This window comes from Vibrio sp. 10N.237.312.B06 (genome assembly GCF_041464685.1).
Taxonomy (GTDB): domain Bacteria; phylum Pseudomonadota; class Gammaproteobacteria; order Enterobacterales; family Vibrionaceae; genus Vibrio; species Vibrio tasmaniensis_A.
This window is the reverse complement of sequence record NZ_JBFSPI010000185.1, coordinates 1-1,920: the sequence shown is the minus strand read 5'-3', so window position 1 is coordinate 1,920 and position 1,920 is coordinate 1. Positions and strand designations below refer to the sequence as shown.

The 1,920-nt window shown below is 46.0% G+C and carries 2 protein-coding genes; both read right to left on the bottom strand.

All coding sequences use genetic code 11. The features are described from left to right. Positions 1 to 98 precede the first annotated feature (98 nt). Positions 99 to 821 (bottom strand): IS21-like element helper ATPase IstB, encoded by a 723-nt coding sequence (gene istB / locus AB6C75_RS23395; RefSeq protein ID WP_286291966.1) that lies wholly within the window; start codon positions 819 to 821, stop codon positions 99 to 101. Between the two features lie 10 nt (positions 822 to 831). After that, positions 832 to 1,920 (bottom strand): IS21 family transposase (gene istA / locus AB6C75_RS23390; RefSeq protein WP_372109492.1); only part of this gene is annotated, 1,089 nt, incomplete at its 5' end.

The following is a 1,920-nucleotide window of genomic DNA, read 5'->3' as shown; positions in this document are numbered from 1 at the left end:
TGCGTATTTCGGCTGATGTGCCCCCTAGTTTCGTTTTTAATCGACCACCTTTTTAAGCCTCTCTTTTCTCTTCCTTAGTTTTACTCCAAGTGGTCGATTTAAGCCAGTTTTCTCATTGATTCCCCTCGTAACTCGATTCTATGACTTTGATGAACCAACCTATCTAAGATCGCATCAGCGATCGTCGAGTTGTCGATCATCTCGTGCCATTCTTTTACAGGTAGTTGGCTGATAATGATCGTACTGCACTCTTGGTATCTATCTTCTAGCACTTCGAGAAGATTACTTGCATGCTCTTGGCTGAGTTTTTCCATTCCCCAGTCATCGATAACCAACAGTTTTTTCTTAGACAAGCTCAGTAGCAGCTTTTGATAGCTGCCATCAAGGCGGCTACTACTCAGGTCATCAAGTAAACGATTTAGGCGATAATAACGACTTGGGCAGTGTTGCTCACACGCCTGCTCGGCGAGCGCACAAGCAACATAGGTTTTACCTGCACCTGTTGCACCTGTAATCAGGACATTCTGTCGCTTTTGTAAATAAGTGCCTGATAATAACTCTCCCATCATTGCTCTTTTTAAGCCTCGCTCTGGGCGGTAGTCCAGTTGGTTACCGCTAGCGCTTAGGCGCAGCTTGGCTTGCCGTTTAAGTCGTTGGATTTTGGTTTGATCTCGGTTCACTATCTCATGATCAAGGATGAGTCCTAACCTTTCTTCAAAGCCAAGTTCAGCATAGGTCGCGGGGTGTATCCTTTGCTGTTCCAGTGCATCAGAAGCATGACTTAGGCGTAGTGATTTTAACTGTTGGATTATTGCGTCCATATTGTTTCTCCTAGTGGTAGTAGTTGGAACCACGAACATTAGTGTGTTTAAGGTTTGGGGTATCAGTGGAAGGCTGAGAGAGAGTGCCTTCTCGATGGTTCTTCAATAAGTTTTTGACGAAGCCAAGGTATGGCTTCTCTGTCACTAAGGCATCTTGGCAAGCTTGTTCTAACCGTGCGTCTGAGTGCTTTTTGGCAAGACTTAGTAACCCAAAGCAACTTCTAAAGGCCAATGCTTCATGCTCTGGGCGTTTGAGCAACATCTGAGTCAGTTCACCTGTGGCTGGCCCAATAGATTTTCCCCAACGGATAAAACGCTCGGGTGTCCATGATTGGTATTGATGGTTGCTTGGCATATGCTCGTAAACGGTAGAGAGACCATATTCTTTTTGGCTTGTGCAGTGGTGAGCAACAATGCTCCCTTTGTGGTAGATACGTATTATTTGATGCGTTGCTTCAAGCTCAACTTGTTGCCCAACAAGTTGGTGCGGCACAGAGTAGAAGTGCTTTTTATATTGAATGTGATAATCAGGGGAGACGGTTGCTCGTTTAGTTTCGATATACACATATGGTTGCGATGGCAGTGGTTTTAACGCTGGACGGTCAACTTTGTTGAACAAGTCATGTCGATTGACACCAAGCTGCTTCATCTCTCGTTGGTTTAAGTCATGCATCAGCTTTCGGATAGCCAGGTTCAGCTCAGCCATTGTATGGAACACTTGGTGGCGAAGGCGCATCATTATCCAGCGCTCTACGATGAGAACTGCGTTCTCAGCTTTGGCTTTATCTTTAGGCTTGTAGGGCCTGGCTGGCATCACAGCAACGCCGTAATGTTGTGCCAGTTTTCGGTAGCTCTCATTGAGGATAGGGCTATGACGGTCTGCTTTCGTTACAGCAGATTTCAGATTATCAGGTACAAGTAGATTCGGAGCACCACCAAAGTGATTAAAGGTATTGACATGAGCCATGAGGAAGTGTTCAAGCCCTTGGCTCTCACTCGCCTCGACATAGGTGTAATTTGACGCCCCTAAAGTGGCGACAAATACCTGAGCATGTCGGCATTCTCCTGTATCTGGATTCACAACAGGGATCGTTGGGCC